19 protein-coding genes and 2 pseudogenes are annotated in these 23,912 nt (G+C 68.0%); 9 read left to right on the top strand and 12 right to left on the bottom strand.

Features of this window, described 5'->3' with window-relative positions:
* Window positions 1-13: 13 nt before the first annotated feature.
* A complete protein-coding gene (gene xdhB, locus B0A89_RS11505; protein ID WP_085378271.1) occupies window positions 14-2,338 on the bottom strand; it encodes a xanthine dehydrogenase molybdopterin binding subunit in 2,325 nt (774 codons plus the stop codon).
* 1 nt (window position 2,339) lies between these two features.
* Window positions 2,340-3,791, bottom strand: a complete 1,452-nt coding sequence (xdhA, locus tag B0A89_RS11510; protein WP_085378272.1) for a xanthine dehydrogenase small subunit — start codon at window positions 3,789-3,791, stop codon at window positions 2,340-2,342.
* 96 nt (window positions 3,792-3,887) lie between these two features.
* On the opposite strand from xdhA, the gene B0A89_RS11515 reads away from it, so the two are divergent.
* The gene (locus B0A89_RS11515; protein ID WP_085378273.1) at window positions 3,888-4,784 is read left to right on the top strand and encodes a LysR family transcriptional regulator; all 897 of its coding nucleotides are present in this window, start codon (window positions 3,888-3,890) and stop codon (window positions 4,782-4,784) included.
* On the opposite strand, the gene B0A89_RS11520 is transcribed toward B0A89_RS11515, so the two are convergent.
* Both B0A89_RS11520 and uraH read right to left on the bottom strand, forming a co-directional pair.
* The gene (locus B0A89_RS11520; protein ID WP_085378274.1) at window positions 4,781-6,001 is read right to left on the bottom strand and encodes a urate hydroxylase PuuD; all 1,221 of its coding nucleotides are present in this window, start codon (window positions 5,999-6,001) and stop codon (window positions 4,781-4,783) included. The two genes, B0A89_RS11515 and B0A89_RS11520, sit on opposite strands and share 4 nt — an antisense overlap.
* Window positions 6,002-6,004: 3 nt before the next feature.
* A complete protein-coding gene (gene uraH, locus B0A89_RS11525) occupies window positions 6,005-6,361 on the bottom strand; it encodes a hydroxyisourate hydrolase (protein WP_085378275.1) in 357 nt (118 codons plus the stop codon).
* Window positions 6,362-6,480: 119 nt separating this feature from the next.
* On the opposite strand from uraH, the gene B0A89_RS11530 reads away from it, so the two are divergent.
* Entirely contained in the window at window positions 6,481-6,969 is a 489-nt protein-coding gene (locus tag B0A89_RS11530; protein WP_085378276.1) for an ureidoglycolate lyase, read from the top strand.
* A 10-nt stretch (window positions 6,970-6,979) separates the two neighbouring features.
* Window positions 6,980-7,951, top strand: coding sequence for a glycosyltransferase family 2 protein (locus tag B0A89_RS11535; RefSeq protein ID WP_169712165.1), 972 nt, complete (start codon window positions 6,980-6,982; stop codon window positions 7,949-7,951).
* A 72-nt stretch (window positions 7,952-8,023) separates the two neighbouring features.
* Here B0A89_RS11535 and B0A89_RS11540 read toward each other — a convergent pair whose 3' ends face one another.
* The 4 genes and pseudogenes from B0A89_RS11540 to radA form a co-directional block, all read right to left on the bottom strand.
* Window positions 8,024-8,740: a VIT1/CCC1 transporter family protein gene (locus B0A89_RS11540; RefSeq protein ID WP_085378278.1), complete on the bottom strand. Its 717-nt coding sequence runs from the start codon at window positions 8,738-8,740 to the stop codon at window positions 8,024-8,026.
* A gap of 512 nt (window positions 8,741-9,252) precedes the next feature.
* Window positions 9,253-10,701: pseudogene (gene purF, locus B0A89_RS11545) on the bottom strand (amidophosphoribosyltransferase); the annotation flags it as partial.
* A gap of 138 nt (window positions 10,702-10,839) precedes the next feature.
* Window positions 10,840-11,454: a CvpA family protein gene (locus B0A89_RS11550; protein WP_085378279.1), complete on the bottom strand. Its 615-nt coding sequence runs from the start codon at window positions 11,452-11,454 to the stop codon at window positions 10,840-10,842.
* 76 nt (window positions 11,455-11,530) lie between these two features.
* Window positions 11,531-12,895, bottom strand: coding sequence for a DNA repair protein RadA (gene radA / locus B0A89_RS11555; RefSeq protein ID WP_085378280.1), 1,365 nt, complete (start codon window positions 12,893-12,895; stop codon window positions 11,531-11,533).
* A gap of 194 nt (window positions 12,896-13,089) precedes the next feature.
* Between radA and B0A89_RS11560 the strand changes: the two genes are divergently transcribed.
* Both B0A89_RS11560 and B0A89_RS11565 read left to right on the top strand, forming a co-directional pair.
* Window positions 13,090-14,388, top strand: coding sequence for an ABC transporter permease (locus tag B0A89_RS11560; RefSeq protein ID WP_085378281.1), 1,299 nt, complete (start codon window positions 13,090-13,092; stop codon window positions 14,386-14,388).
* Window positions 14,381-14,911: pseudogene (locus tag B0A89_RS11565) on the top strand (ABC transporter ATP-binding protein); the annotation flags it as partial. The gene B0A89_RS11560 and the pseudogene B0A89_RS11565, both read left to right, overlap by 8 nt.
* A 275-nt stretch (window positions 14,912-15,186) precedes the next feature.
* Here B0A89_RS11565 and B0A89_RS11570 read toward each other — a convergent pair.
* From B0A89_RS11570 to B0A89_RS11585, 4 genes are all read right to left on the bottom strand, one after another.
* Complete coding sequence (locus B0A89_RS11570) at window positions 15,187-15,462, bottom strand: hypothetical protein (RefSeq protein ID WP_085378283.1); 276 nt, start codon at window positions 15,460-15,462, stop codon at window positions 15,187-15,189.
* Window positions 15,463-15,525: 63 nt separating this feature from the next.
* Window positions 15,526-16,218, bottom strand: coding sequence for a gamma-glutamylcyclotransferase (locus tag B0A89_RS11575; protein ID WP_085378284.1), 693 nt, complete (start codon window positions 16,216-16,218; stop codon window positions 15,526-15,528).
* Entirely contained in the window at window positions 16,211-18,175 is a 1,965-nt protein-coding gene (parE, locus tag B0A89_RS11580; protein ID WP_085378285.1) for a DNA topoisomerase IV subunit B, read from the bottom strand. The genes B0A89_RS11575 and parE overlap by 8 nt, the downstream gene beginning before the upstream one ends.
* 87 nt (window positions 18,176-18,262) lie before the next feature.
* Window positions 18,263-18,925, bottom strand: coding sequence for a glutathione S-transferase family protein (locus B0A89_RS11585; RefSeq protein WP_085378911.1), 663 nt, complete (start codon window positions 18,923-18,925; stop codon window positions 18,263-18,265).
* 174 nt (window positions 18,926-19,099) lie between these two features.
* Between B0A89_RS11585 and B0A89_RS11590 the strand changes: the two genes are divergently transcribed.
* From B0A89_RS11590 to pstB, 4 genes are all read left to right on the top strand, one after another.
* Window positions 19,100-20,137 carry a substrate-binding domain-containing protein gene (locus B0A89_RS11590; protein WP_085378286.1) on the top strand — a complete coding sequence of 346 codons (1,038 nt, stop codon included), beginning with the start codon at window positions 19,100-19,102 and terminating at the stop codon, window positions 20,135-20,137.
* Window positions 20,138-20,233: 96 nt separating this feature from the next.
* Window positions 20,234-21,688 carry a phosphate ABC transporter permease subunit PstC gene (gene pstC / locus B0A89_RS11595; RefSeq protein WP_085378287.1) on the top strand — a complete coding sequence of 485 codons (1,455 nt, stop codon included), beginning with the start codon at window positions 20,234-20,236 and terminating at the stop codon, window positions 21,686-21,688.
* Window positions 21,685-23,064 (top strand): phosphate ABC transporter permease PstA, encoded by a 1,380-nt coding sequence (gene pstA / locus B0A89_RS11600; protein ID WP_085378288.1) that lies wholly within the window; start codon window positions 21,685-21,687, stop codon window positions 23,062-23,064. Before pstC ends, pstA begins: the two co-directional genes overlap by 4 nt.
* Before the next feature lie 20 nt (window positions 23,065-23,084).
* Window positions 23,085-23,888, top strand: a complete 804-nt coding sequence (gene pstB, locus B0A89_RS11605) for a phosphate ABC transporter ATP-binding protein PstB (RefSeq protein WP_085378289.1) — start codon at window positions 23,085-23,087, stop codon at window positions 23,886-23,888.
* Window positions 23,889-23,912 lie beyond the last annotated feature (24 nt).

The raw sequence follows: 23,912 nt of genomic DNA on the forward strand, positions 1-23,912 counted from the left end.
ACCGGCGGCCCGATCATGCCGCCGCGCCCCGCAGCCGGCCCACCGCCATCAGCACCCGTTCCGGCGTCGCCGGCGCATCCAGCCGCGGGGCGATGCGATAGCCGGCGACCGAGGCAACGGCATGGCCGATCGCCTCGAACACCGAAATGCCCAGCATGAAGGGCGGCTCGCCCACCGCCTTGGACCGCTTGACGGTCGCCTCGGGGTTTTCCGACCACTCGGCCAGCCTGACGTTGAAGACCTTGGGCCGGTCCGATGCCAGCGGGATCTTGTAGGTCGATGGCGCATGGGTGCGCAGGCGGCCCGTATCATCCCAGACCAGTTCCTCGGATGTCAGCCAGCCGGTCCCCTGCACGAAGGCGCCCTCGACCTGCCCCTTGTCCAGCGCCGGGTTGATCGACCGGCCCACGTCATGCAGCACATCCACCCGTTCAATCACGTATTCGCCGCTCAGCGTATCGACCGACACCTCGGAACAGGCCGCCCCATAGGCGAAATAGAAGAACGGCCGCCCGCGCCCCGCCTTGCGGTCCCAATGGATCTTGGGCGTGGCATAGAACCCCGTCGCCGACAGCTGGACACGCGCCAGATAGGCCAGCTGCGCCAGGTCCTCGAAAGCGATCACATCCTCCCCGGCCGTGACGCGGTCGCCGGCGAAGCGGATCTGATCGGGCGTGACCTTTCGGGCCGCGCACAGGAATTCCGTCAGCCGCGCCTTGATCGTTTCGGCCGCGTCCAGCGCCGCCATGCCGTTCAGGTCGGTGCCCGACGAGGCGGCGGTGGCCGAGGTATTGGGAACCTTTTCGGTGGTGGTCCTGGTCACCCTGATTCGGGCGATGTCCACGCCCAGCGCCTCGGCCACGATCTGGGCGATCTTGGTATGCAGGCCCTGGCCCATCTCGCACCCGCCATGGTTCACCTGGATCGAGCCGTCCGCATAGACATGGATCAGCGCGCCCGCCTGGTTGAAATGCGTGGCCGTGAAGCTGATCCCGAACTTGACCGGGGTCAGGGCGATGCCGCGGCGGATCGGGCTGCCGGCGGCGTCCATGCGGGCGTTGAAATCCAGCACCGCCTGCCGCCGCGCGCCATAGCCGCAGGACGACTCCAGCTCGTCCAGCAGACGGGGCAGGATCATGTCCTCGACCGTCTGGTGATAGGGGGTCAGCTGGCCGTTTTCGTAAAGATTGGCCCGCCGCACCGCCAGCGTGTCCTGCCCGGTCGCATAGGCGATTTCCTCGATGATGCGTTCGGCGACGATCACGCCCTGCGGCCCGCCAAAGCCGCGAAAGGCGGTGTTCGACACCGTGTTGGTGCGCAAGGGGTGCGAGCGCAGCCGGACCGCCGGATAGTAATAGGCATTGTCGCCGTGAAACAGCGCCCGGTCCGTCACCGCCTGGCTCAGATCCGCCGAAAAGCCGCAGCGCGCATGCCAGTCTCCGATGACGGCGTGGATGCGGCCCCCGTCATCGAAGCCCACGGTGTAATCGACCAGGAAATCATGCCGCTTGCCAGTGGCGATCATGTCGTCGTCGCGGTCGGGGCGCAGCTTGACGGCCCGCCGCCACTTGCGCGCGGCGATGGCGGCAACGCAGCAGAACAGGTTCATCTGCGTTTCCTTGCCGCCAAAGCCCCCGCCCATGCGCCGCACATTGACCACCACCGCATTGGCCGGCACATGCAGCGCATGGGCGACCATGTGCTGCACCTCGGTCGGGTGCTGGGTCGAGGTGAAGATGGTCATCTCGTCCCGCTCGCCGGGAATGGCCAGCGCGATCTGCCCTTCCAGATAGAAATGATCCTGCCCGCCGATGGCGAATCGCCCGGCCAGTTGCCGGGGTGCGGCGGCCATGGCGGCCTCGGGATCGCCCCGGCGCAGGGTCATGCCCTCGACGACAAGATCGCCGCCAGCCGCAATCGCCGCCTCGGCATCCAGCACCAGGGGCAGCGCGTTATAATCGACCCGCGCCAGCGCCGCCGCGCGCCGCGCCAGATCGCGCGTCTCGGCGATCACCGCAAAGATGGGCTGGCCGTGGAACATCACGGCGCCATCGGCAAGGATCGGATCGTCGTTCCGGCCGATCGGGCTGACATCGTTGCGGCCGGGGATATCGGCGGCGGTCAGCACGCCGACGACGCCAGGCGCGGCGCGCACCGCGTCCAGATCAAGCCTGCGGATCGTTCCATGCGCGACAGTCGACAGCCCCAGCCAGGCATGCAGCGCCCCCTCGGGCAGGGCCAGATCGTCGGTATAGTCGGCCTGGCCCGTCACATGCAGCTCGGCCGATTCGTGGCGCGTCTCGGCCGCGGCGGCCAGGGCAGGGTGGTCGTGCTTCATCTCATTCTCCTACCGCGCGGTTCAGGCGGACGGGCACGTCCAGCCCGGCATGGTCCAGCCAGAAGCGGCGGAAGAAATTGCCCGCGATGGCGCGGCGATAACCCTGGCTGGCGCGAAAGTCGCTGAGGGGCTGGAAATCCGCCTCGACCGCGGTTGCGGCCGCTTCGAAGGTGTCGCGGGCAAACTGCTGCCCGGCCAAGGCTTTTTCTGCGTTGAGCGCCCGCATCGGGGTGCCCGCCATCCCGCCGAAGGCAATGCGGGCGGCGGTGATGACGCCTTCGGCGACCTCGATGCGAAAGCCCGCCGCCACGGCCGAGATGTCGGCCGCCGCCCGCTTGGACAGCTTGTAGGCCGCGATCAGCGCCGTCCCCTTCTTGGGGATGACGATGGTTTCCACGAACTCGGCCGGTGCGCGGTCCTGCTTGCCATAGGCGATGAAGTAATCCTCGAGCGGCAGTTCGCGCCGCGCATCCCCGCGGCGCAGCACGATCCGCGCGCCCAGCGCGATCAGCAGCGGCGGGGTTTCCCCGATCGGCGAGCCATTGGCGATGTTGCCCCCGATGGTGCCTGCGTTCCTGACCTGCCAGCCGCCGATGCGCAGGAAATAATCCTGCACCTCGGGGAAATGCGCCTCGATCACGGGGGCGAATTCGGAATAGGTGACGCCGGCGCCGATACGGATCTCCTCGGCCCCGTCCTCGATGTCCTTCATCAGGTGGCCGATGAACAGGGCGGGCGAGATCGGGCGCATCATCTTGGTGACCCACAGCCCCACATCGGTGGCGCCCGCGACGATGGTGGCCTGCGGCTGGTCCATCAACGCCGCAGCCAGCGCGTCCGTATCGGCCGGAACGACAGCCCGGTCATCGCCCCGCGACACATCCGCCCCGGCGGGGATCGAGGCCAGCCTGGCCGCGATCGCCGCGCGTTCCACCGCCAGCGCGTCGTGCATCTGCCCGCCCGCGCGGCCCGCCGCCAGCGCCGCCTTGACGATGGGTTCATATCCCGTGCAGCGGCACAGATTGCCCTGCAACGCGGTTTCGATCTGCACCACGTCCGGATGCGGATTGGTCATCCACAGGCCATAGAGCGCCATGACGAAGCCGGGGGTGCAGAAGCCGCACTGGCTGCCATGCTGTTCGACCATCGCCCGCTGGACGGGATGCAGGCCGCCATCGGGCCCCTTCAGATGTTCGATCGTGACGATGTGGCAGCCATGGCATGCGGCCAGAAAGCGGATGCAGGCGTTCACCGGCTCATAGATCAGCGCGCCCCCGTGCAGCCGCCCCGCCAGCACCGTGCAGGCGCCGCAGTCGCCCTCGGCGCAGCCTTCCTTGGTGCCGGTCAGGCGCCGGCCCAGGCGCAGGAAATCAAGCAGGGTATCGCCCGACCCTGCCTCGGTCAGCACGATCTCGGTGTCGTTGAGCAGGAATCGGATGGGGGCGTCGGTCATGTCACTCTCCTTCCCGCCACTGTGGCGCAGGATGGGCGCTTGCGCAAAACCCCTGCGCGCGTGAACAGTTTACGCGATTGCGAAAGAAAGGCGACGATGTCCTATCTGGAAAGCCTGCGGGTCTTCGTGCGGGTGGTCGAGCTGGGCTCGATCACCGCAGGCGGGCGCGACATGCGCCTGTCGCCCGCCGCATCCTCGGCCCGCATCCGCGACCTCGAGGAGCGGTTCGGCGCGCGCCTGCTGAACCGCACCACCCGCACGCTGACCATGACCGAGATCGGGCAGGTGCTGTATGACAATGCCCGCCGCGTCCTGGCGGCGCTGGACGAGGCCGAGGCGGCCGTCGCCAGCGCCTCGGGCACGCCGCAGGGCATCGTGCGCATCGTGGCGCCGCTGGTCGCGGGGCGGCGGCTGGTCGCGCCGCTGGTGCCGCGCTTTTGCGCCGAAAACCCCGAGGTCGAGGTGCGCCTGCGCCTTTCCGACCGTGCGGTGAACATGGTCGAGGAAGGCATCGACCTGGCCTTTTACTTGGGCCATCCCGAGGATTCGGCGCTGATCCGCCGCAAGATCGACGACTGCCGCCGGGTGCTGGTCGCCTCGCCCGGCTATCTGGCCGAACACGGATCGCCCGCGCGCCCCGAGGATCTCAAGCATCACAACTGCCTGCTGCTGCGCTTTCCGCGTTCGCCCGAATACTACTGGGTGCTGGATGGGCCGCAGGGACCGATCAAGATGATGGTGGCGGGACGCTATGACACCGATGACGGGGCGGTGCTGACCGACTGGGCGCTGGCCGGGGCCGGCATCGCCAACCGGCCGCGATACGAGGTGGCAGACGATCTTGCCGCCGGGCGGCTGATCGCGCTGTTGCCAGACACGCCCCCGATGCCTGCCGAATTCGGCATCCTGACCCCGCATCGCGGGTTCCAGGACCCCAAGGTGCGGCTGTTCATCGACTTTGCCGCCCGCGCGCTGAAGGGGGCGGCCGCCTAGCTGTGCCCCGCGCCCTGGAACCAGGCGCGGATGACGGCGCGTTCCTCGGGTTCGATGAAGCTGACATTGGCGGGGGGCATCGCGTCGGTCAGCCCGGCCTGCAGATAGATGTCGCGCGCGGTGCGGGCGATCTGCGCGTCGGTTTCCAGGACGATCCGGCGCGGTGCCGTCGCGATCCCGTCCCAGCCGGGTTCGGCCGCGTGGCACATCGAACAGCGGCCCGCGACGATGTCGCGGACCTGTTCGAAATGCGGGTCCTGCGTCAGCCGCGCCTGCGCAGTCGTCAGCGTTTCATCCTCGGGCAGCTGCTGGGTGCCCAGCGAGGACAGCCAGACGCAGGCCGCGAACAGCGCCGCCGTGACGCCCCAGGTCCACCACGGCCACGCCTTGCGGGCGTGCTTGGTGTTGAAGAAATGGCGGATCGTGACGCCCATCAGGAACACCAGCGCCGCGATCAGCCAGTTGTAGCGCGACGCAAATGCCAGCGGATAATGGTTCGACAGCATCAGGAACACGACCGGCAGCGTCAGATAGTTGTTGTGGGTGCTGCGCAGCTTGGCGATCTTGCCGTATTTCGGATCGGGCCGGCGCCCCGCCTTGAGGTCGGCCACCACGATGCGCTGGTTGGGCATGATGACCATGGCCACATTGGCCGTCATGATCGTCGCCGTGAAGGCGCCCAGATGCAGCAGCGCGGCCCGCCCCGTGAACACCTGGTCATAGCCCCACGCCATCAGCGTCAGCAGCACGAACAGCAGCAGCATCAGCGTGGTCGGGTTCTCGCCAAGCGCGCTCTTGCACAGGAAGTCATAGATGACCCAGCCGATGACCAGCGAGCCGGCCGAGATCAGGATCGCCTGCCAGGGCAGCAGCGCCATCTTGGCCGGGTCGATCAGGAACAGTTCGGACTGCGCCCAGTAAAGAACGCCCAGCATCGCGAAACCGCTGAGCCAGGTGGCATAGCTTTCCCATTTGAACCAGGTCAGATGCTCGGGCATCCGCTCGGGCGCCACCAGATATTTGGTGATGTGGTAAAAGCCGCCGCCATGGACCTGCCATTCCTCGCCATGCGCCCCGGCGGGCAGGCCGGGCGCCTTTTGCAGGCCGAGGTCGAGCGCGATGAAATAGAACGACGAGCCGATCCAGGCGATCGCCGTGATCACATGGACCCAGCGGATCGCCAGCGCCGCCCAGTCGTGCAGGATGATCGGGTCCATCGCTCAGCTTCCCCGATAGGTCGAAAAGCCATAGGGCGAGACGAGCAGAGGGACGTGATAGTGATCGTCCTCGGCCATGCCGAAGCGGATCGGCACCTCATCGAGAAACCGGGGGCCCGGGGCCTCGTGCCCCTGCGCATCCAGCCATGCGCCCACATGGAACAGCAGTTCATAGCGGCCGGTGCGGAACTGGCCCTGGGGCAGGATCGGGCCATCGGTGCGGCCGTCGGCATTGGTCGCCGCCTCGGCCAGCTGCCGGCGTTCGCCGTTTTCGCTCAGCGCGTAAAGAGTGATGCGCATGCCTGCCGCCGGCCGGCCATTCGCCGTGTCCAGCACATGCGTTGTCAGAAATCCGGGCATCGTTCCCCCATGGCTCGCCATCCCCTTGCTTTCGCCCGGTGATAGCGCAGGATGGCGGGCGCACAATATGGCGAACCGACAGGCAGCCTATCGTTTTGCCGAAAGATCAAGGGAACGACATGACGGACGCCGACCGCATCCTGCATCCCGAGCCGCTGACGGCCGAAGCCTTTGCCCCCTGGGGCGAGGTGCTGGACACGGGGGGCGAGCCGGACCGGCTGATCAACGAGGGGCGCTGCGGGCGCTGGCACGATCGCGCGCGGCTGGATGCCGACCGCCTCGGCCTGTCGCTGTTCCGCTCTGCCCCCGTGCGGCTGCCCCATGCCTTCAACCTGGTCGAGCGCCATCCCCTTGGATCGCAGGCCTTCGTCCCGATGACCGAGCATCCCTTCCTGGTCATCGTCGCCCCTGACGAGAACGGGGTGCCCGGCCGGCCGCGCGCCTTCATGACCGCGCCGGGGCAGGGGATCAACCTGGCGCGGGGCGCCTGGCATGGGGTGCTGACGCCGCTGGCCGAACCGGGGCTGTTCGCGGTGATCGACCGCTGCGGCGAGGGGACCAATCTGGAAGAATACCGCTATGACCGGGGCTGGACCGTGGCGGGATGAGGCAAGGGGGATGACGCCGCTGCCTGCCGGCGCGCCTTCGGGCGGGCTGGGCCATGTCCTGCTGTCCTCGATGCGGGACGAGGGGCCTTTCGCGCTGGAATTCGTGGCCCATCATCGCGCGATCGGGTTCGACAGGCTGTTCATCGCCTCGAACGACTGCCGCGACGGCACGGATGTGCTGCTCGACGCGCTGGACGCGGTCGGGGCGATCACGCATCATCGGAGCGTTCCCGGGCCGGGCGACAAGCCCCAGCACCGTGCCTATGCGGCCATGCGGGCGCTGCACGGCCTTGACCGGGCAGACTGGCTGATGGTGCTTGATGCGGATGAATTCCTGCATGTCAGCACCGGCGCGGGCCGGGTGCAGGATCTGACCGCAGCGGCCCCGCCCGGCACCGACATCATCGCGCTGAACGCCCGCAGCTTCGGCACCACGCCTGATCCGCGCTGGCATCGGGGCCTGGTGACCGAACAGTTCACCCTGCGCCTGCGCGCCCGCCATCCGCTGAACGGCCCGGTCAAGTCGCTGGCGCGCGACATCGGGCGCTTTCAGGACATCCACAATCACAGCATGGTCCGCTATGGCGGCAAGGCGCCGCTGCAGGTCATGCGCGGTGATGGCAGCCTGTTTTTCATCCCGCCCGATCGCAGCATCTGGGATTTCCTGCGCAATGTGCTGCCGCGGCACATCCACCACGATCTGGCGCATTACAACCACTATGCGATCAAGTCGCTGTCCTCGTTCTGCCTGCGCCAGGATCGCGGCCGGGGCGCCGCGCCCCTGGCCGAACCCAACCAGCGCCACACCGATCGCTATTTCGACGGCTTCGCCGCGGCCGACCAGCGCGACCTGCGGTTTGTGCGGCGCTATGGCGCGGCGCTGCGCGCGGAATATGATCGGCTACTGGCGCTGCCCGGTGTCGCGGCGGCCCAGGCCGAGGCCGAGCGGCGCTATGGTGCGTTGATCAAGGCCCTGCTGTGACGCGCGGCGCGCGGCCGGGGCTTGCGCCCCTGTGATGGTCTCGGGCCGGGGCGTCGGCCCGGCTCCGCGCCGTCAGGCCGTGGCGCCGAAGATGCGCCCCACCCCCATCGTGACGCCCATCGCAAAGCCGCCCCAGACGAGAACGCGGATCGTCGCGGGCCATACCGGTGCCCCGCCTGCCCGCGCGCCGATCGCCCCCAGCGCCCCCAGCGCAATCAGCGTCACCGTCAGCACCACGGGAATCACCATTCCCGCGGGCGCCAGCACCGCAGCGATGACCGGCACCGCCGCCGCAACGGCAAAGGTTGCCAGCGAGGTCAGGGCCGCCTGCAAGGGGTTGGCCTGGTTCATGTCGTAGATGCCAAGCTCTTCGCGGGCATGGGCGGCCAGGGCATTGTGTTCCGTCACCTCGCGGGCGGCCTGCATGGCGGTGGCCCGGCTCATCCCGCGGCCTTCAAAGATCATGGCAAGCTCGGCAAGCTCCTCATCGGGCATCTGCACAAGGGCCACGCGCTCGCGTTCAAGATCGGCCCGCTCGATGTCCGACTGGCTTGAAACCGAGACATATTCTCCTGCCGCCATCGACATCGCGCCCGCTGCCAGCCCCGCCATGCCCGCGACCAGGATCGCCTGGCGCGAGGGGTCGGCCGCGGCCACGCCCACGATCAGGGCGCTGACCGACACGACACCGTCATTCGCCCCCAGAACCGCCGCGCGCAGCCAGTTGGCACGGTTGATCATGTGAGGCTCTTCATGGTGGGCGAAGGAGGGGTCCGAATATTCCGTCATGTGTCGCATCCGTCATCAGGGGACGGCGCGGGCAGCCGCGGGGGTGCGCCGCAGCCGCAGGAGCCCTTACACTACCGGCAAGCCGCGGCCGGCAACAGCGGCAGTTTGCCGTGCCGTTGCGTTGCGGCGCAGGTGCCTGGCTGCGCCGCAAGCCAGGGGGCCGCCCGGCACGGATCGTTCACGCGGGCGATGGCCGGCGCTGTTGGCGGCGGGGCAGGCGGAGGATGGCCGGGCAGGGCTGGGCGCGCGGCCTGCGCGCCCCCGCATCGCGACGGGCCTGCAACCCTTTGGCGCGGTGCGCAGGAGGGAAGCCCTTGCCAGGCAGACGGGGCACGCGCCCGCGGACAAAGCGGGCGAGCCGGTCGATATCAAGGATCAGGGCGCGCCGGCAGCGCGGCCCGCGCCCGTCATTCCGCCGCGCGGATGGCGTTGTTGGGGGGCAGGGTATGATCGACGGGCTGATAGCCCGACTGATCTTCCAAGGCCTCCGCATCGCCGGAAAGCGGATCGGTCTTCATCCGAAAGCCGCGCTCCAGCTGGTCAAGGGGCGCGACCGGATAATCGCCGGAAAAGCAGGCATCGCAATATTGCGGGCAGCGATCGTTGCGCCCGCCCGCCTCGCCCACGGCGCGATACAGCCCGTCCAGGGACACGAAGGCAAGGCTGTCGACCCCGATCCAGTCGCGCATCTCCTCGGGCGTCATCTGCGCGGCGAGCAGCTTGTCACGGTCGGGCGTGTCCACGCCGTAAAAGCAAGGCCAGGCGGTGGGGGGCGAGGCGATGCGGAAATGCACCTCGGCCGCGCCCGCATCCAGGATCATGTCCTTGATCTTGCGGCTGGTGGTGCCGCGCACGACCGAATCGTCCACCAGCACCACCCGCTTGCCGGCGACCAGCGCGCGGTTGACGTTCAGCTTCAGCAGCACGCCCATGTTGCGGATCTGTTCGGTCGGTTCGATGAAGGTCCGGCCCATATACTGGTTGCGGATGATCCCCATGCCGAAGGGGATGCCGCTTTCCTGCGCATAGCCGATGGCGGCGGGGGTGCCGCTGTCGGGGACGGGGCAGACCAGATCGGCCTCGACCGGCGCCTCGCGCGCCAGCTCGACCCCGATCTGGCTGCGCGTTTCATAGACGGACCGCCCCCCGATGATCGAATCGGGACGGCTGAAATAGACATGCTCGAAGATGCAGAACCGCCCCGTGGACGGCCCGAAGGGGCGCGAGCTTTCGACCAGGCCCTTCGAGATGACGACCATCTCGCCCGGCTCGATCTCGCGCACGAAATCGGCGCCGATGATGTCCAGCGCGCAGGTTTCGGATGCCAGCGCATAGCCCTCGCCGGCCAGCTTGCCCAGCACCAGCGGGCGGACGCCCAAGGGATCGCGCACGCCGATCAGCTTGGTGCGGGTCATGGCGATGACGGAAAATGCGCCCTCGACCCGGCGCAGCGCATCCTTCATCCGCTCGGGGATGTTGCGCTGGATCGAGCGGGCCATCAGGTGAATGATGCATTCGCTGTCGCTGCCCGACTGAAAGATGGAACCGCGCTCGATCAGTTCCTTGCGCAGGGCTACCGCGTTGGTGATGTTGCCGTTATGGGCGATCGCGCAGCCGCCCATGGCGAATTCGCCGAAGAACGGCTGGACATCCCGGATCGCCGGCCCTTTGGCGCCCGCGGTGGAATAGCGCACATGCCCGATCGCCAGCTCGCCGGGCAGCGTTTCCATCAGCGAGGCCTTGGTGAAGTTGTCGCGCACATAGCCGAAGCGGTGCGCGCTGTTGAAGCCGGTCTCGGGGTCGAAGGCGACGATGCCGCCCGCCTCCTGCCCGCGGTGCTGCAGGGCATGCAGGCCAAGGGCAACAAAGTTCGCGGCATCGGCGACACCGTGGACGCCGAAGACGCCGCATTCCTCGTGCAGCCGGTCGCTGTCGAAGGGATGGGACAGAAAGGGCTGCATGAACGGGCCTTGGACTGGGGCGGCGATGATGGGCGCTGTGTGGAACAGCCGACAGATAGGGTCTGCGGCGCGGAAAGTCACGCCCCCGGAGAGGCAACCCCGCCATGCGGCGGGGCCTGCGCCGGGGGCAAGGGCGCGTCAGTTGGCCGGCGCGGTGCGGGCCGCGGCGCCCGGGCCGGCAGGCGCGACCGCGGCGCCGGTCACGGCGCAGTCGCGCACGAGCTGTTCAAAGCGGCCGGCCAGCCAGCCGGGCGCATCCTGCGGGATCTGCTGGTTCAGCCGCCCGCTCATCTGCCGGAAGACCTGGGCCGAGCGCGAATTGTCCACCTGCGCGACGCGCTGCGTGGCCATCACCCGGTCATAGACGATGAAGGCGATCACGACCAGCAGGATGCCCCGCGCCACCCCGAACAGGAAGCCCATGCCCTGATCGACGCCCCCCAGCGCGGAACGCTGGACGACCGACGAAAACAGCGGCGTCAGGATGGAGAACAGGACCAGCGCCAGCGCAAAGACCACGGCAAAGCCGGCGATGGTGCCAAGCTCGCAGTTGTCGGCGATCAGGCTTTTCAGATAGGGCACCTGCGCGATCAGCGGCCTGACGGCCGAGGCGAAGATGAAGGCCAGCACCGCCGCGCCGATCCAGCCCAGGATGGCCAGCGATTCGCGCACGAAGCCGCGCGAATAGGCGAGGATCGCCGATAGGATGATGACCGCGGCGACGATGCCGTCGATCAGGGTGAAACCGTTCATATCGTCCGCCCTCGTTGCGGGCTTGCGCCCGTTCTGCGCCCCTTGGGGCCTGTGCTGCAAGGCGGCGCCCGGCCCCTCAACCGGCGCCGAAGGTCTCGCCCGTGAAACTCGTCAGGTCGGCGACCCGCGACAGGCGGATGCCGCGCATGCCCTCGACCTTCTGGACCTCGGGCAGCATTGCGCGCGAAAAACCAAGTTTCTGCGCCTCTTTCAACCTGTTTTCCGCCTGCGCCACCGGCCGCAAGGCGCCGGACAGGCTGATCTCGCCGAAAAACACCGTCTCGGCGGGCAGGGCGTGATCCTCGCGCGCGCTCAGCAGGGCGGCGGCGATGGCCAGATCGGCGGCGGGTTCGGCAACGCGCATGCCGCCCGCGACGTTCAGGAACACGTCCAGCCCCGCAAAGGGCACCGCGCAGCGCGCCTCGAGCACCGCCAGGATCGTGGACACCCGCCCCCCGTCCAGCCCGACGACCGTGCGCCGGGGCGAGGCGAGCGTCGAGGGCGCGACCAGCGCCTGCACCTCGGTCAGGACGGGCCGCGTGCCCTCGATCCCGGCAAAGACGGCCGATCCGGGGGTCGGCTCGCCGCGTTCGGACAGGAACAGGGCCGAGGGGTTGGCGACCTCGGCCAGCCCGCCGCCGGTCATCTCGAAGACGCCGATCTCGCCCGACGGGCCGAAGCGGTTCTTGACGGCGCGCAGGATGCGGAACTGGTGGCCGCGCTCGCCCTCGAAATAAAGGACCGTATCGACCATGTGTTCGACGACGCGCGGGCCGGCGATCTGGCCGTCCTTGGTGACATGGCCGACGATGATGACGGCAACGCCCGTGCGCTTGGCAAAGGTCACCAGCTCATGCGCGGCGGCGCGGACCTGCCCGACACTGCCGGGGGCGGCCTCGACCGTGTCGCTCCACAGCGTCTGGATCGAATCGATGACCGCCACATCAGGGCGTTCGGCATCCAGCGTCGTCAGGATATCGCGCAGCGCGGTTTCGGTGCCCAGCCGCACCGGCGCGTCGGCCAGGCCCAGCCGCTGGCCGCGCATGCGCAGCTGGGCGCCAGCCTCCTCGCCGCTGAGATAGACGGCGCGGGTGCCCGCGCGCGCAAAGGCCGCCGCCGCCTGGAGCATCAGCGTGGACTTGCCGATCCCCGGATCGCCCCCGACCAGGATGGCGCTGCCCGGCACCAGCCCGCCGCCAAGCACCCGGTCGAGCTCGGCAATGCCCGAGGGCAGGCGCGGGGGGGGCGGCTCGTCCGCCGACAGGCCGGCCAGCGGGATCAGCCTGCCGCGCTGCGCGCCAAGGCCGCGGCCGGGGCCCTGGGACAGGGGCGCCTCTTCGACGATGCTGTTCCATTCGCCGCAGGCATCGCAGCGGCCCGACCACTTGCGATGCGTCGCGCCGCAGGCGGTGCAGGTGAAGGCGGTGACGGATTTGGCCATGGGGCCTTGTGGCAGGGCCGGGGGCAGGGGGCAAGCGGCCAGCCGGGCGGCGCTGCCGGTCCGGGGGTTTCGCACCCCCGGACCCCCGCGGGATATTTCCGTGCAGAAGATGGGCGCGCCTCACGCGGTTGTCGGCTTGCCAAGCCCGGCCCGCAAGGCCAGTTTGCCGCGACCCTTCGGAAGGCTTTCATCGCATGGCGAACCCGCCCCCGTTCTCGCGCTATGAATTCATGATCGCCTGGCGCTATCTGCGGGCCCGGCGGGCCGAGGGCGGCGTGTCGGTGATGACCTGGATCAGCCTGGTCGGCATTGCCCTGGGCGTCATGGCGCTGATCGCGACGCTGGCCGTGCGCGCGGGTTTCAGGACCGAGTTCGTCGACACGATCCTTGGCGCAAACGCGCACACGACCGTCTATATGCCGCCCCAGCAGATCACGAATGATCTGACCGACGAAGTCTATACGGTGTCGGGCACCATCCCCGACTATGCAGCCGCCGTTCAGCGGATCGAGGCGATCCCCGGCGTCACCCGCGCCGATCCGGTGGTCAAGGGGCAGGTGATGGCGACAGCGAATGACGGGGCCAATGTCGCCGAGGTGGTCGGCCTGACGCTGGCCGATCTCGAGGCGATCCCGCGTGTTGCCGACCCGGCGGCCGGCGCGGGCGACATCGCCGCCTTTGACCGGGGCATCGCCATAGGATCGGGCATGGCGCGCGAGCTGGGCATCAGCGTCGGCGACCGGGTTCAGCTGATCTCGCCCCGCGGGGCGCAGACGGCGCTGGGCACGACGCCGCGGATCGCCAGCTATGAGGTGGTCTATATCTTCACCGCCGGGCGCTATGACATCGACCGCACGCGCATCTATATGCCGCTGCCCGAGGCGCAGTCCTATTTCGACCGCGAGGGTGCGGTGGACGAGATCCAGGTCTTTGCCGCCCGCCCGGAAGCGGTGGACGCGCTGACGCCTGCGCTGACGCAGGCGCTGCCCGGCAGCATCGCCTGGACCTGGCGCGATGCCTCTGGCTCGTTCCTGTCGGCGCTGGACATCGAGGATGACGTGATGTTCGTCATCCTGTCGGTGCTGGTGCTGATCGCGTCCATGAACATCACCAGCGGCCTGATCATGCTGGTCAAGAACAAGGGCCGCGACATCGGCATCCTGCGGACCATGGGCCTGACCGAAGGGGCGGTGCTGCGGGTGTTCTTTCTGTGCGGGGCCTTCACGGGCATCCTGGGCACGCTGGCGGGGCTGGTGCTGGGGGTTTTGCTGGCGCTGAACATCGACGGCATCATGGCCGGGATCAACTGGTTCACGGGGGGCGGCGCATGGGATCCGGCGGTGCGCGGCATCTATCGCCTGCCGGCCGAGCTGCGCGGCTGGGATATCGGGCGCGCGGTGGGGCTGTCGCTGGCGCTGTCCTTCATCGTGACGATCTTTCCGGCCCGCCGCGCGGCGCGCATGAACCCGGTGGAGGCCCTGCGCTATGAATGACGTTCTGCGGCTCGAAGGGATCGCCAAGACCTACAACCCCGGCACCCCGGGCGCCGTCGAGGTGCTGCGCGGGCTGGACCTGACCGTGGCGCGGGGCGAGGTGGTGGCGCTGATCGCCCCATCGGGCGCGGGGAAATCGACGCTGCTGCATATCGCGGGGCTGCTCGACACGCCCGATGCCGGCCGCGTGGTGCTGAACGGGCGCGACATGACCGGCCTTGGCGACAAGCCGCGGACCGAGGCGCGACGGCGCGAGCTGGGCTTTGTCTATCAGTTCCACCATCTGCTGCCCGAGTTTTCGGCGCTGGAAAACATCGTCCTGCCGCAGCTGGCCAACGGCGTGGCCGAGCGGGCCGCACAGGCGCGGGCAGCGGGCCTGCTCGACCGTGTGGGCCTGTCGGCGCGCGCCGGTCACCGCCCCGCCGCGCTGTCGGGGGGCGAGCAGCAGCGGGTGGCCTTTTGCCGGGCGCTGGCCAATGCGCCGGCGCTGCTGCTGGCGGACGAGCCGACGGGGAACCTGGACCCGGCCACCTCGGACCGGGTGTTCGATATGCTGATGGCTTTGGTGCGCGAAACCGGACTGTCGGCCCTGATCGCCACGCACAACATGGACCTGGCGGGGCGGATGGACAGGGTGATGCGGATGGACAAGATCGTCGCCAGTCCATGACGGCTGCCCCGGCGCTTGCCTGGCAGGCGCAGGACGCCGGGCCGGCGCCCCAAAGGATCGGCCCTGCGACAAAGGGGCATCGCAGCCGCGATTCCCTGCCCGCAGGGCCGGCGGCAGGCCGCGCCGGTCTAGCCTTCGCGCTTGACGAACTTGAAGAAGCGGCTTTCCTCGCCGTCCTTGGTTTCGTCTTGATACAGGAAGGCAAGGCCGCGATCCTCGAATGTCTCGAAGAATGCCTCCCACGGGATTTCGTCCAGCGCGTCATCACGCTCGCCGAAATCGACGCGCAGGATGCCCTCGCCATCCTCGCCCTCGGTGCCCCTGACGACCGTGGGCACGCCGCCGCGCTTTTCGATCCACTCGCGGATCACGTCATGGTCGGTGGTCGTTTCGCTCGATGACATGGGGACGCCTTTCGGGATGGGTTCAGGCCACGAACGCCGCAGCCGGGAAGCTGTTCCCGTGCCTCAGCCGCCTGCCGGATAAAGCCTGTCGATCTCGTCCGCGACGAGCCGTTGCAGTTCCCACATGTAGCCATCGCGCAGGCCGTGATCCTGCAGGGCCTGCACCGTGCGGTGCAGATAGTCCGCACCCGACCCCGCCGGCCCGTTCGCGCGGGCCAGCAGCGCGGCCTGCCCCTCGATCGACAGCCCGGCCGCCGTGGTGGCGACCGGCGGCGCATAGAAGGTCAGCGCCTCCTGGGTGCCCTGTTCCGTTTCAACCGTGATCCAGCAGGCGTTGCGGGCCAGTTCCTGCGCGACCAGCTCGCGGCGCAGCACCTCGATCATCGCCTCGGCCTCGGTCCCTTCGGCCATGTCCAGCACCAGCCCTTCGCAGGATCCGCCTTCGGCCAATGCCAGCATCAATCCGGGCTGTTCGGGCGTGCCGCGGAAATGATTCAGCAGGATCGAGAAATCGCGGTGCCAGCCATGTGCCGTGGCGCGGCGGCTGGCCTGCACCGCAAAGCCGGGGTTCCAGATCAGCGAGCCGTAGGCGAAGATCGGCACCGGCCGGGGCCGGCCTTGCAGCAGGGCGGCGCTCAGCTGCCGCAGGTCGTCATCGTCCAGAAGGCGCCAGTTTGGGTCATGTCGCGGCCCGTCCGTTTCGCGGGTCGCGCGGGCCACGTGGTCGGCGGTCAGCGACAGGGCGGTGTCAAACATCCAGTTCCTCGACGAAGCGGGCGTTTTCGCTGATATACTGAAATCGCAGTTCCGGCTTTTTGCCCATCAGCCGCTCGACCAGATCGGCCGTCTCGCCGCCTTCCTCGTCGGCGATGCGCACGCGGATCAGCTTGCGGGTTGCGGCATTCATCGTCGTGTCCTTGAGGTCCTTGGCGTCCATCTCGCCCAGGCCCTTGAACCGTTGCACGTCGATCTTGCCCTTGCCGCCCAGCCCCTTGGCCAGCCACGCCTCCTTTTCGGCGTCGTCGGCCACATAGACGCGCGCGGCGCCTTGCGTGAGGCGATAGAGGGGCGGGCAGGCCAGATACAGGTGCCCCTTGTCGATCAGCGGCCGCATCTGGGTAAAGAAGAACGTCATCAGCAGGCTGGCGATATGGGCGCCGTCCACATCCGCGTCGGTCATGATGATGACCTTGTCATAGCGCAGGTCGTCGATGTTGAAGCGGCTGCCCATCCCGACGCCCAGCGCCTGGCACAGATCGGACAGCTCGGCATTCTGGGACAGCTTGGACGAGGCCGCGCCCAGCACGTTCAGCACCTTGCCGCGCAGCGGCAGCAGGGCCTGGGTCGTGCGGTCGCGCGCGGCCTTGGCGCTGCCGCCGGCCGAATCGCCCTCGACGATGAAGATCTCGGTCCCCTCGCGGCTGGTCGCGCTGCAATCGACCAGCTTGCCGGGCAGGCGCAGCTTTTTCGTGGCCGATTTGCGCTGGGTTTCCTTTTCCTGCCGGCGGCGCAGGCGCTCCTCGGCCCGCAGCACGAGGAAATCGAGGATCGCGCCCGCCGATTTCGTGTCAGCGGCCAGCCAGTTGTCGAAATGGTCGCGCACGGCGCCCTCGACCAGCCGGGCCGCCTCGGTCGTGGCGAGGCGGTCCTTGGTCTGGCCGACGAATTCGGGCTCGGCGATGAAGCAGGACACCAGCGCGCATCCGCCCGTCAGCAGGTCGTCGCGGGTGATGTTCTCGGCCTTGCGGTTCTTGGTCAGCTCGCCATAGGCGCGGATACCCTTGAGGATCGCGGTCCAGAAGCCGGATTCGTGGGTGCCGCCCTCGGGCGTGGGGACGGTGTTGCAGTAGGACTGGATGAAGCCGTCGCGAGCGGGCGTCCAGTTGATGGCCCATTCGACCTTGCCGGGCACCCCGAAGCGTTCGCGGAACTCGACATGCCCGGCAAAGGGCCGGTCGGCATAGGTCGAGGCGGTGCCGAGCTGCTCATTCAGATAGTCGGACAGCCCGCCGGGGAAGTGAAAAATCGCCTCGGTCGGCGTTTCGCCGTCGTCGATCCCGGTGCGCCAGCGGATTTCGACGCCCGAATGCAGATAGGCCTTGGATTTCACCATCCGCATGACGCGGGCGGGTTTGAGCCGGTTATGGCCGAAGATCTGCTCGTCGGCATGAAAGCTCACGGTCGTGCCGCGCCGGTTCGGGGCGGGGCCGATCTTTTCCACCGGCCCCTGCGGGATGCCGCGGGAAAAGGACTGCCGCCAAAGCTCGCGGTTGCGGGCGACCTCGACCACCATGCGGTCGGACAGCGCGTTCACCACCGAGGCGCCGACGCCGTGCAACCCGCCCGAGGTCTGATAGGCGCCCTCGGTGAACTTGCCGCCTGCATGCAGCGTGCACAGGATGACCTCGAGCGCCGACTTGCCCGGAAACTTGGGGTGGGGATCGACCGGGATGCCGCGGCCGTTGTCGCGCACGATCACGGTCTGGTCGGCCAGCAGCTCGACCTCGATGCGGCTGGCATGGCCCGCCACCGCCTCGTCCATGGCGTTGTCGAGGATCTCGGCGACCAGATGGTGCAGCGCGCGTTCGTCCGTGCCGCCGATATACATGCCGGGGCGCTTCCTGACCGGCTCCAGCCCTTCGAGGACCTCGATCGAGGCGGCGGAATAGCTGTCGGGCGCGGCGGACGCGCCCGAAAGAAGGTCGTCGGACATGAGACTGCTCGTTTTCTGGTTCGCGGCGTTATTCCACGCCGGGCAGGAGCGGGGCAAGCCTGCCGATGGATGGGCCGCCGGGGCGGCTCATTCCGGCTCGGCCATGCGGGCCTGCCACATCGCCTGAAAGGCGGGCCGCGCCTGACAGCCCGCCAGCCATGCCCCGACCGCAGGAAACTGGCCCATCAGTTCGCCATGCCCCTGCGCATAGCGAAGGATTTCGGCCATGTTCAGGTCGGCTACGGTAAAGCGGCCGCCGGTCAGGTGGCTGTGGACGGACAGGTGGTCCTCCAGCACCTTGAGCGGCCGCACGAGCCGTTCGGCGGCATTGGCGACCAGCGCCGCGTCATCGCCCGACTGGACGCGGCCTGGGCCGTGCAGGAACAGGATCGTCAGGGCGTCAGGCTCGATCGCGGTGGCGGCGTAGAACGACCACTGCATCATCAGCGCATCCTCGGCCGCGTCCTGCGGGCCGATGCCGTCGCGGTCGTATCGGCGCGCCAGATACAGCGTCCCGGCCAGCGATTCCGCCAGCACCAGCCCGTCATCCTCGAGCACCGGGATCGCGCCCATGGGCGAAAGGGCCAGGAAGGACGGGGACCGGGTATTGAGGGGGGCATCCGCCGCCTCGGGCCGGGCCAGGCGGTAGGCCTGGATCACCGGGACCTGGTCGAAGGCTAGTCCCAGTTCGTGGCAAAGCCAGACCAGCCGCGAGGCGCGCGAGCGGGTGACACCATGGATGGTGAGCATCGGATTTTCCCTGATGAGTTCCCCCCGCAGCAAGACCTTTCACGGGCCGCCCGTCAAGAAAGCACGGCGAGCCGCGCGCTTATCCAAATTGTAAAACAAGTGTCACGGAATCGTCGCACAGCGCGTCTAGACGCCTGACAAGGCTGACACAGCCGCAAACCGCAGGAGCCTGCCATGAATGTGATGAAATTCTCTGCCTCGGCGCTGGCCTTGGTGGCACTGTCCGCCACCGCCGCGGCGGCCCGTGACAATATCCAGGTCGCCGGCTCGTCGACCGTGCTGCCCTATGCCACCATCGTTGCCCAGGCCTTTGCCGAAAACACCAGCTTTCCCGCCCCGGTGGTCGAGGGCGGCGGTTCCTCGGCCGGGCTGAAGCAGTTCTGCGAGGGCGCGGGCGAGAACACGATCGACGTTGCGAACTCCTCGCGCAAGATCAAGGATTCGGAGCTGAAGGCCTGCGCCGACAACGGCGTGAAGGACATCATGGAAGTCCAGTTCGGCTATGACGGCATCGTCTTCGCCTCGGACAAGGCGGGCGCCGATTTCGCGCTGACCCCCAAGGACGTGTTCCTGGCGCTGGCCAAGGACGTGGTCGTGGACGGCAAGGTTGCCGCCAACACCGCCGCCAAGTGGAAGGACGTGAACGACGCGCTGCCCGACCAGCCCATCGTCGCCTTCATCCCCGGCACCAAGCACGGCACCCGTGAAGTGTTCGAGGAAAAGGTCCTGCTGCAGGGCTGCAAGGACGCCGGCGCGCTGGAAGCGCTGACCGCCGCCAACGGCGCGGACGAGAAGAAGGGCGAGGCCGCCTGCAAGGCCGTGCGCACCGACGGCAAGGCCGTGGACATCGACGGCGACTACACCGAGACGCTGGCGCGCATCAATTCGAACAAGGACGGCGTGGGCGTGTTCGGCCTGTCGTTCTACGAGAACAACACCGACAAGCTGAAGGTCGCCACGGTGAACGGCGTGGCGCCCTCGATCGACACCGTCGCTTCGGGCGAATACCCGGTGTCGCGCCCGCTGTTCTTCTATGTGAAGAAATCGCATATCGGCGTGGTCCCCGGCCTTCAGGAGTATGCCGACTTCTTCGTGTCGGATGCGATCGCCGGCCCGGGCGGCCCGCTGGCCAACTATGGCCTGGTGCCCGATCCCAAGCTGGCCGACGTGCAGAAGGCCGTTGCGGCCGGCACGACGATCGCCGCGAAGTAAGCTGACGACCGTTGCGGCGCGGGTGGATGCCCGCGCCGCAGCCTCATCCGTCGTTCCGCCCGGCCATACGCGCCGCGCCCAACCTAGCGAGTGACGATGTCGCCTTTCTGGATCCTGATCGCCGTCCTTGCGCTGGCCGCGGCCGGCTTTTTTCTTGGCCGCGCGCGTGCCATCGCCAGCGTCGAAGGCAACACCCGCCGCCTGCATTCGCGGCCGAACTATTACGCCTGGAACGCGGCGCTGTACGCCAGCGTGCCGGCGCTGCTGCTGCTGCTGGTCTGGACCCTTGCCCAGCCGCTGGTCGTGAACCGCATCGTCAGCGGCTATCTGCCCGCCGAGGTGATGCAGGATGGCGAGCAACGCGGCACCATCATGTCGGACGTGCAGCGCACGGCCCGCGGCCTGTCGGCTGCCGTGACGCGCGGCGTTCTGGATGCAGAGGGCGCCGAGGGTCTGCAGCCGGGCGATGCCGAGGCGCAGGCGCGCCTTTCGGCCGCCGGGATAACCGTCTCGGCCGATCCGGTGGTGCTGTCCGCCGCCAAGGAACTGCGCCGCGTCAACCGATCGGCCGGCTGGCTGCTGACCGGGGCGGCGCTGCTGCTGTCGCTGGGTGGCCTCGGCTTTGCGCTGGCGCGCACCGGGCCCGAGTTCCGCGCCCGCAACGTGGTCGAGCAGGTCATCCGCGGGCTGCTGATCCTGTGCTCGATGATCGCGATTGCCACCACCGTCGGCATCGTGCTGTCGCTGGTCTTTGAATCGGCCCATTTCTTCCGGCTTTATCCCTGGCAGGATTTCTTCTTCGGGACGGAATGGACGCCCTCGTTCGGCGGCGGCTCCAGGCTGGGCATGCTGCCCCTGCTGTGGGGCACGCTCTATATCTCGATGATCGCGCTGATCGTGGCGGTGCCGATCGGGCTGCTGGCGGCGATCTACATGTCCGAATACGCCACCCCGCGGGTTCGCACCCTGGTCAAGCCGCTCATCGAGGTGCTGGCCGGCATCCCCACCATCGTCTATGGCCTGTTCGCGCTGGTCACGGTGGGGCCGCTGATCCGCGACTGGCTGGCGATCCCGACCGGGCTGGGCAATTCCAACTCGTCGGTGATGACGGCGGGGCTGGTCATGGGCATCATGCTGATCCCCTTCGTCAGCTCGCTGTCCGATGACATCATCAACGCGGTGCCCCAGTCGCTGCGCGACGGTTCTCTGGGCCTCGGCTCGACGCCCTCGGAAACGATCAAGAACGTGGTCCTGCCCGCCGCCCTGCCGGGGATCGTCGGCGCCATCCTGCTGGCCGCAAGCCGCGCGATCGGCGAGACGATGATCGTGGTGTTAGGGGCAGGCGCGATGGCCCGGATCAGCCCCAACCCGTTCGAGGCGATGACAACGATCACCGTCAAGATCGTCGGCCAGCTGACGGGTGACAACGATTTCGCCAGCCCCGAGACGCTGGTCGCCTTTGCCCTGGGCCTGACGCTGTTCGTCATCACGCTGGGGCTGAACATCTTTGCGCTGTTCATTGTGCGCAAATACCGGGAGCAGTACGAATGAGCGACACCGCATCCCCCTTGCCCCAGCCGGTGGGCAGCCCCTCGGGCGGTTCCGCGCGGCAGGCGCACAAGTCGCTGCTGGTGCCCGATGCGCGCACCCGCCGGCGCAATGCCGCCGAAACGCGCTTTCGAGCCTATGGCATCATCGCCATCGCCATCGCGATCGCGGCGCTTGCCTGGCTGCTGTTCTCGATCTTCAGCGGCGGGGCCAGCGCGTTCCGCCAGACCTATGCGACCATCCCGGTCAGGCTGGATGCCGCGGTGGTGGACCCCAAGGGGAACCGCAATCTCGACGAGATGGCCAAGGTGCTCACGCTCAGCTACGGCAAGCTGCTGCTGGACGGGATGAAGGACTATGTCGCCAGCAAGAACATCCAGATCGAGGGGCTGAGCGATGCCGATCTCAAGTCCTTCCTGTCCGATCAGGCGCAGGCCAACCTGCGCGATCAGGTGCTGCGCAATCCCGACCTGATCGGGCAGGTGGTCACGACCCCGGCGCTGACCTCATCGCGCATCGACGGGTTCTTCAAGGGCCGCGTCACCGAGGAAAGCGCCGCATCCGACATCAAGACCAGCCCTGCGCAGATCGCGCTGGCGCGCGCCATGGCCGCCGACGGATCGCTGGTGACGCGCTTCAACGCGGACTTCATCACCAATCCCGACAGCTCGGAAACGCGCCCCGAGGCGGCGGGCCTGGGCGTGGCGATCCTCGGCTCGTTCTACATGATGCTGATCGTGCTGGTGCTGGCGCTGCCCATCGGGGTGGCTGCCTCGATCTATCTCGAGGAATTCGCCCCCAAGAACCGGCTGACCGACATCATCGAGGTGAACATCGCCAATCTCGCGGCCGTTCCCTCGATCGTTTACGGGATCCTCGGCCTGGCGGCCTTCATCAACTTCATGGGGCTGCCGCGATCGGCGCCCATCGTGGGGGGGCTGGTGCTGACACTGATGACGCTGCCCACGATCATCATCGCGACGCGCGCCGCGCTCAAGGCGGTGCCCCCCTCGATCCGCGACGCGGCGCTGGGCGTCGGCGCAAGCCGGATGCAGACGGTGTTCCACCATGTCCTGCCGCTTGCGATGCCGGGGGTGCTGACCGGGACGATCATCGGCCTCGCCCATGCCCTGGGTGAGACGGCCCCGCTGCTGCTGATCGGGATGGTGGCTTTTGTCCGCGAATACCCCTCGGCCCCGCCCGCAGGTTTCTTCGATCCCGCCTCGGCCCTGCCGGTGCAGGTCTATAACTGGACACGCCGCGCCGATCCGGCCTTCTTCGAGCGCGCTTCGGGTGCCATCATCGTGCTGCTGGTGTTCCTGCTGGCAATGAACCTGCTCGCGATCTACCTGCGCCGCAAGTTCGAACGGCGCTGGTAAGCAAACAAGGGAACGGCAAAATGAACGACATGCGACTGGCGGAGAGAACCGTGGACACCGACGCGAAGGCAATCAAGTTCCAGTGCCGCGACGTTCAGGTCTGGTATGGCGAAAAGCACGCGATCAAGGATGTGAATGTCGATCTGCTGGACAAGACGGTGACGGCGTTCATCGGTCCGTCTGGCTGCGGCAAGTCCACCTTCCTGCGCTGCCTGAACCGGATGAACGACACCATCCCTGTTGCGCGCATCGCGGGCAGGATGCTGCTGGACGGCGAGGACATCTATGACCGCCGCGTCGATCCCGTCCAGCTGCGCGCGCAGGTGGGCATGGTGTTCCAGAAGCCCAACCCCTTCCCCAAGTCGATCTATGACAACGTTGCCTATGGGGCGCGCATTCACGGCCTGGCCCGCAGCAAGGCCGACCTGGACGGGATCGTCGAAAAGGCCCTGCGCGGCGCGGCCCTGTGGGACGAGGTCAAGGACCGCCTGGGCGAAACCGGAACCGGCCTTTCGGGCGGCCAGCAGCAGCGCCTGTGCATCGCCCGCGCGGTGGCAACCTCGCCCGAGGTCCTTCTGATGGATGAGCCCTGTTCGGCCCTTGACCCCATCGCCACCGCCCAGGTGGAAGAGCTGATCGACGAGCTGCGTTCGCATTTTTCGGTGGTGATCGTCACCCATTCGATGCAGCAGGCCGCCCGCGTCAGCCAGAAGACCGCTTTTTTCCACCTCGGCAACCTGGTCGAATACGGCAACACCGACGACATCTTCACGCGCCCGCAGGACCCGCGGACGGAAAGCTACATCAGCGGCCGCATCGGTTGAGCCGCCACCACCTGGGGGAAACAC

Source organism: Paracoccus contaminans, assembly GCF_002105555.1.
In the GTDB taxonomy this organism is placed as follows: domain Bacteria; phylum Pseudomonadota; class Alphaproteobacteria; order Rhodobacterales; family Rhodobacteraceae; genus Paracoccus; species Paracoccus contaminans.